Annotated in this window: 5 protein-coding genes; all 5 read right to left on the reverse strand. The window is 68.9% G+C overall.

All coding sequences use genetic code 11. The annotated features are described in order from the left end of the window. Nucleotides 1–2 precede the first annotated feature (2 nt). Nucleotides 3–1,202: a substrate-binding domain-containing protein gene (locus AC1DY5_RS05965; protein WP_478109604.1), complete on the reverse strand. Its 1,200-nt coding sequence runs from the start codon at nt 1,200–1,202 to the stop codon at nt 3–5. Between the two features lie 61 nt (nt 1,203–1,263). After that, complete coding sequence (locus AC1DY5_RS05970; protein ID WP_478109606.1) at nt 1,264–2,829, reverse strand: long-chain-fatty-acid--CoA ligase; 1,566 nt, start codon at nt 2,827–2,829, stop codon at nt 1,264–1,266. A gap of 29 nt (nt 2,830–2,858) precedes the next feature. After that, nucleotides 2,859–4,043, reverse strand: coding sequence for an acetyl-CoA C-acyltransferase (locus tag AC1DY5_RS05975; RefSeq protein WP_478109608.1), 1,185 nt, complete (start codon nt 4,041–4,043; stop codon nt 2,859–2,861). 20 nt (nt 4,044–4,063) lie between these two features. After that, a complete protein-coding gene (locus AC1DY5_RS05980; RefSeq protein ID WP_478109611.1) occupies nt 4,064–6,175 on the reverse strand; it encodes a 3-hydroxyacyl-CoA dehydrogenase NAD-binding domain-containing protein in 2,112 nt (703 codons plus the stop codon). A 70-nt stretch (nt 6,176–6,245) separates the two neighbouring features. Further along, the coding region (locus AC1DY5_RS05985) for a zinc-binding dehydrogenase (RefSeq protein WP_478109613.1) at nt 6,246–6,766 on the reverse strand (521 nt) is incomplete at its 5' end.

Raw genomic sequence — 6,766 nt, forward strand, 5'->3', positions numbered from 1 at the left:
GCTCAGTGCTTCACGGTGATCGGCACCGGCATCTCGGAGGCCGGGATCTCGCGCACCAGCTCGAGCAGGTCCCACTCGCTGGCGGGCGTCTTCTTCATCTTGAACTGGTACTGCGCCTGCATCGCCTGGTGGTCTTCCTTGCGGAAGCTCATCTTGCCCTTCGGCGTGTCGAAGTCCATGCCCTCCATCGCGGCGATCAGCTTCTCGGAGTCGGCCGAGCCGGCCTTCTTGAGGCCGGCGACGATCGCGCTCGCGGTGACGAAGCCGCCCGCGGTGAACAGGTCCGGCGGCATGTTGAAGCGCTTCTGGTGTTCGGTAACCAGCCAGTCGTTCATCGCGTTCTTCGGGAAGCCGTAGTAGTAGAAGGTGCCGCCGCTCACGTCCAGGCCCTTCCAGGGCTTGGTGTTCTCGAGGTTGGCGCCGCCGATCGACAGGAACTCGATGCCGTAGCGGCCCGGGTTCAGTTCGGAGATCTTTCGGATCGGGTTCGGCGCACCCCAGATCACGACCAGGTACTTGCGGCCGGTGGCGTTCTTCATGCCGTCGAAGATGCGCTGCATCGGCGCCGTGAAGTCGGTGGTCGACAGCGGGATGAACTCCTCGTGCAGGATCTTGGCCTTGCTTTGCGTGGCGGCCATCGCGTCCTTGAAGGCCTTGACGCCGTCGCGCCCGTACACGTAGTCGGGCGCCAGGAAGGCCAGGTTGTCGCCTTCCTTCAGACCGGCGGCGCTGGCCAGCGCGTCCTGGAAGGAATTGCGGCTGGCGCGGAACAGGTAGCGGTTCCAGGCCGAGCCGGTCAGCGAGTCGGCGATCGCGGGCTCGACCATGAGCACCTTCTTGTACTCCTCGGCCACCGGCGCCATCGACAGCGCGCCGCCCGACCACGAGGTGCCGACCGCGATGTCGGCCTTGTCGTCGGACAGGGCCTCGGTGAGCATGGCCTTCGACAGCTCGGGCTTCATCTGGTCGTCCTTGACGATCACCTCGATCTTGCGGCCGAGCACGGTCATCGTGCCCTGCGTGAGGTACTCGAGGCCCAGGCGCAGGCCGCGCTCGGTGTCGCGCGCATAGGCCTCCGACGGCCCGGTCTTGCTCGCGATCAGCGCGATCTTGATGGGCTTGTCCTGCGCGTGCACCGCGGACATCGCGCCCAGCAGCGCAAGGGCGCCGAAGGCGGCGGCGAACAGTTTCTTCAAAGGCATGTCATGTCTCCAGGTGGATGGGTGGGACGACCTCGCCGGGTCGTTTCACGGTTTCGAAAAATCAGCCGACGGCGCGCGTCCGGCCGCGCCAGTAGGGTTCGCGCAGCACGCGCTTGAGCACCTTGCCGCTCGGGTTGCGCGGCAGCTCGGCCACGATATCGACCGACTTCGGGCACTTGTAGTGCGCCAGGTTGGCACGCATGAAATCGATGATCTCGCGCTCGGTGACGGCCATGCCCGGGCGCGGCACCACGCAGGCCTTGACCGCCTCGCCCCAGGTCGCGTCGGGCACGCCGATGACGGCGCCATCGGCCACTGCCGGATGGCGCATCAGCACGTTCTCGACTTCGGCCGGATAGATGTTCTCGCCGCCCGAAAGGATCATGTCCTTGATGCGGTCGTTGATGTAGAGGTAGCCGTTCTTGAGGTAGCCGCCATCGCCCGAGCGGAACCAGCCGCCGTTGGYGTTGCGGCCCTCTGGGTAGGCCGCTGCCGTGGCTTCGGGGTTGCGCCAGTACTCCTTGAGGTTGCGCTCGGATTCGATCCAGATCTCGCCGACCTCGCCCTCGGGCAGGTCCTCGAGCGTGACCGGGTCGACGATGCGCAGCCGCCCGCCGCCGATCGGCCGGCCGGCCGAGCGCAGCAGTTCGGCATCGCCCGCGCGGTGGTCGGCCGGCATCAGGAAGGTGGCCGGCCCCGAGACCTCGGTCAGGCCATAGACCTGCAGGAACTTGCAGCCGAACGTTTCGAAGGCCTGCTGCAGGGTGGTCTCGCTGACCGGAGAGCCGCCGTAGGCGATCAGCTGCAGGCGGCTGTAGACGCCGCGCTTCACCTCGGGCACCTGCAGCAAGAAGATGATCATCGCCGGCACGATGAAGGTATGGGTGATGCCGTGCTCGCCGATGGCGCGGATGTAGCCGGCCGGATCGAACTCCGAGTAGGCGCTGGTCTGGCCGCCCGTGTAGAGCGTCAGCAGCAGCATCGTCATGCCGGCCACGTGAAACACCGGCAGCGGGTTGCCGAGCACGTGGCGCTGGTCGAACTCCCATTCTTTCGCGACCACGCGCGAGGTCGACAGCAGGCCGGCATGGCTCAGCACGATGCCTTTCGGCAGGCCGGTGGTGCCGGATGAATAGAGCTGCAGCGCGGCATCGTCCGTGTCGGCATCGACCGGCGTGAAGCTCTCGTCGTGGCCCGCGTGCCAGTCTTCGAAGGACGGAAGGCCATCGTGCGCCTGCTCGGTGCAGACCAGCGTCCGGACACTGTCGAGTCCGGCGGCCCGCACGGTCGCGATGAAGGCCTGGTCGGCCATCAGGAAAGAGGCTTCACCGTTCTTCAGGATATAGGCGATCTCGGGTGCGGCCAGCCGCCAGTTGACGGGCATGCAGACCGCGCCGAGCTTGCAGGCGGCCAGGGTCAGCAGCAGCGTCTCGATATGGTGCTTGGTGAGCACCGCGACGCGGCTGTCGCGGCCGACGCCCATCGCGGCCAGGGCATTGGCGATGCGGTTGGTCGTGCTCTCCAGGTCAGCGAACGTCAGCTTGCGCTCGCCGCGGCGCAAGGCCACCTTGTCGGGGCGCTCGCGCAGCTGGCGCCGGAGGCTGTCGATCAGGGTGCGGTCTTGCATGTGTCTCTCGTTTTTTTGTCGTTGCGGATTCAGGCGACTTCGAACAGCGCCGCAACGCCCATGCCGCCGCCGACGCACATCGTCGCCACCACGTACTTGACGCCGCGGCGCTTGCCCTCGATCAGCCCATGGCCGACGACGCGGGCACCGGTCATGCCGTAGGGATGGCCGATCGAGATGCCGCCGCCGTCGACGTTGTAGATCGCCGGGTCGATGCCCAGGTGGTCGCGGCAGTAGATCGCCTGGCAGGCGAAGGCCTCGTTGAGCTCCCAGAGGCCGATGTCCGACACCTTGAGGCCGTGCTGCTTGAGCAGCTTGGGAATCGCATGCACCGGGCCGATGCCCATCTCCTCGGGCGCGCAGCCGGCCACCGCCATGCCGCGGTAGATGCCCAGCGGCGACAGGCCGCGGCGCTCGGCCAGGCCGCGCTCCATGATCACGCAGGCCGAGGCGCCGTCGGACAGCTGGCTCGCATTGCCCGCCGTCACCACGCCGCCCTCGATCACCGGCTTGAGCGAAGCCAGACCTTCGAGCGTGGTCTCGGGGCGGTTGCCCTCGTCGCGCGTGAGAGTCACGTCCTTGAAAGTGACTTCCTTGGTGTTCTTGTCGACCACCGCCATCCGGGTCTCCAAGGCCACGATCTCGGCGTCGAAGCGGCCGGCCTGCTGGGCGTCGGCGGTGCGCTGCTGCGAGGCCAACGAATAGCGGTCCTGCGCCTCGCGGCTGATCGCGTACTTCTTCGCGACGAATTCGGCGGTCTGCAGCATCGGCATGTAGGCGTTGGCGGCGCGCGCGATCACGTTCGGGTCCTTCTCCTTCGCGACCCAGCCCATGTAGGCTTCCTGCACCGCCGTGATGTTGTCGTGCCCGCCGGCGATCACGACGTCCATGCCGTCGACCATCACCTGCTTGGCCGCGGTGGCGATCGCCATCAGGCCCGAGGCGCACTGGCGATCCATGGTCTGGCCCGACACCGTGTCGGGCAGGCCGGCCGCCAGCACCGCATTGCGCGCCAGGTTCATGCCGGCGGTGCCGGCCGAAAGCACGCAGCCGATCACCGCGTCCTCGATCTCTGCGCCGTCGACGCCGGCGCGCTGCACCGCATGCGAGATCGCGTGCGCCAGCATCGTCGGCGACTTGGTGTGGTTGAGCGCGCCCTTGTAGGCGCGGCCGATGCCCGTGCGGGCGGTGGAGACGATGACGGCTTCTTTCATGGGGGTTCCTGTAAGTTGGTTCAGGCGGCTTGCCAGTCGGACAGTCGCTTGCCTTGCGCGGCCAGAGAGGCCAGCAGCGGGGAGATGCTCCAGTAGCCGTGCGGATTGCCGCGCAGCTTTGCGTAGTGCGCTAGCCGTTCGGCGATCACCGGAAGGCCGATCGCATCGGCCATGTGGATCGGGCCGCCGCGATGGTCGGGGAAGCCATAGCCGGCGACCCACACCATGTCGACGTCGCCCGGGCGATACGCGATGCCCTCTTCGAGGATGCGCGCGCCTTCGTTGATCAGCGGGTACAGCAGGCGCTCGACGATCTCCTGGGCAGAGATATCGCTGCGCCGCGCGATGCCGTGCTGCGCCGCCAGATCCGCGGCGATGCGCGCGGTCTCGGGGTCGTCGACCGGCTTGCGGCCCTCGTAGCGGTAGTAGCCGGCGCCGGTCTTCTGGCCGAATCGGCCGAGCTCGAACATCTTGCGCACCACCGCGCGGTAGCTGTCGTCGGGCGGCAGGCCGCCGGCCTTGCCGTATTCGATGACCGTCTTGGCGCCGACGTCGATGCCGGCCATGTCCAACATGCGGCACGGGCCCATCGCCATACCGAGCGCCTCGACCGCGCCGTCGATCTGCGCCGGGCTGGCGCCTTCCATCATCAGGAACTCGGCCTCGCGCATGTAGACCTCGGCCATCCGGTTGCCGATGAAGCCATAGCAGACGCCCGAGACCACCGCCACCTTCTTGATCGTGCGGGCCAGCTGCATCACGGTGGCCAGCACGTCGGGCGCGGTCTTGGCGCCGCGCACCACTTCGAGCAGGCGCATGACGTTGGCCGGGCTGAAGAAGTGCATCCCGACCACCTCGGCCGGGCGGCCCGTGGCCTCGGCCAGCTGGTCGACGTCCAGGGTCGAGGTATTCGTCGCGATGATCGCGCCGGGCTTGCAGACCGCGCCGAGCCGGGCGCAGACCTGCTTCTTGAGGTCCATGTTCTCGAACACCGCCTCGATCACGAGGTCGCAGTCGGCCAGCGCAGAGTCGTCGAGCGAGCCGCGCAAGAGCGCCATGCGCGCCTCGACCTGCTCGGCCGTGACCCGGCCCTTGGCGGCGCTAGCCTCGTAGTTGGCGCGGATGATGCCGAGGCCGCGATCGAGCGCCGCCTGCGAGGTCTCGACCAGCACGGTGGCGATGCCGGCATTGGCGAAGTTCATCGCCATGCCGCCGCCCATGGTGCCGGCGCCGAGCACGCCGACCGAGCGCACCGGCCTGAGCGCCGTGTCGCGCGGCAGGCCGGGAATCTTGCAAGCCAGGCGCTCGGCGAAGAACAGGTGCCGCATCGCCTTCGACTCGGGCGAGACGCGCAGTTCCTCGAACAGGCGCGCCTCGGCGGCCTCGCCTTCGGCGAAAGGCAGGGTCGAGGCCTGGACCGCCAGCACGATGTTGCGCGCCGAGGGATGGAAGGGCTTGAGTCGCGCTGCATCGGCCAGCGCGCGCTCGACGAAGTCCGGCGCCAGCGACTCGGTCGCCACCGTGCGCTCGCTGATCCGGCGCGGGCCGGCTCCGCGGGCCAGCAGCGCCTCGGTGAAGGCGCTGCCGGCCTGCAGCGGCGCCGCTTCGCTGAGTTCGTCGACCAGCCCGAGTGCCAGCGCCTGGGCGGCGCCGATGCTGCGACCGCTGGCGATCATGTCCAGCGCAAGTTCGGCTCCGACCACGCGCGGCAGGCGCTGGGTGCCCAGCGAGCCTGGAAGGATGCCGAGCTTGACCTCGGGCAGGCCCAGCTGCGTTTTCGGATGGGCGACGCGCCAGTGGCAGGCAAGCGCCAGCTCCAGCCCGCCGCCGAGCACCGTGCCGTGCAGGGCGGCCACCACAGGGCGGCCGAGCGCCTCGATCCGGGCCAGAGTGCCGTTGAAGGGCTGGGTCGTGAAGTCCGGCAGGTCGAAGGAGGAGATGTCGCCGCCGGCGACGAAGGTCCGGCCCTCGCCGTGGACCAGCAGCGCCTTGAAGCTGGTGTCGGCCTCGAAGGCGTCGACCGCGGCCACCAGTCCGGCCACCACGGCGGGCGACAGCGCGTTGACCGGCGGGTTGTCGATGCGCAGCAGCGCGATGTCGCCATGGCGGCTCAGGGTGACGGGGGAAGTCATGGCTGGGGTGCGGCGATGGGGTTGCGGGAGTCAGCCGAAGGTAGCAAAGGGACGTGCAAATCTCTTGCGTCTACAGGCTGACCGGGCCGTCGCCACCCGGCGCCACCAGCAGCTTGATCTGCGTGGTCGGCCGCCGCAGCGCCTCGAAGGCGGCGGGCAGCTCCGCCAGTCCCACGACGTCGGTCAGCATCGCCGACGGATCGACCCGGCCGGCGTCGAGCAGGTCCAGCACGCGCCGCCAGTCGGTCTTGGCATAGCCCATGACGAACTGCAGGTTCAGCTCCTTGGCCATGGCGCGCTGCGGCACGACGCGGTCCTCGGTGGCGCAGACGCCCACCACCACGATCCGCCCGCGCGGCGGCGCCAGCTCGATGCATTGCTGGATCAGTCCGGCCACGCCCACGCATTCGAAGATCACGTCGGGCGGTCCGCCCGCATGGCGCGCGAAGGCCGGGCCGACCTCCTCCGCCGCCGGATCGACCAGCGCGGTGGCGCCGAAGCCCGCGGCGACCTCGCGCCGGCCCGGCGCGCGCTCGCTGACCACCACCCGCGTCGCTCCGGCATGCCGGGCGAAGGCGGTCACAGCCAGGC

This window comes from Variovorax sp. P4_D9, assembly GCF_056401695.1.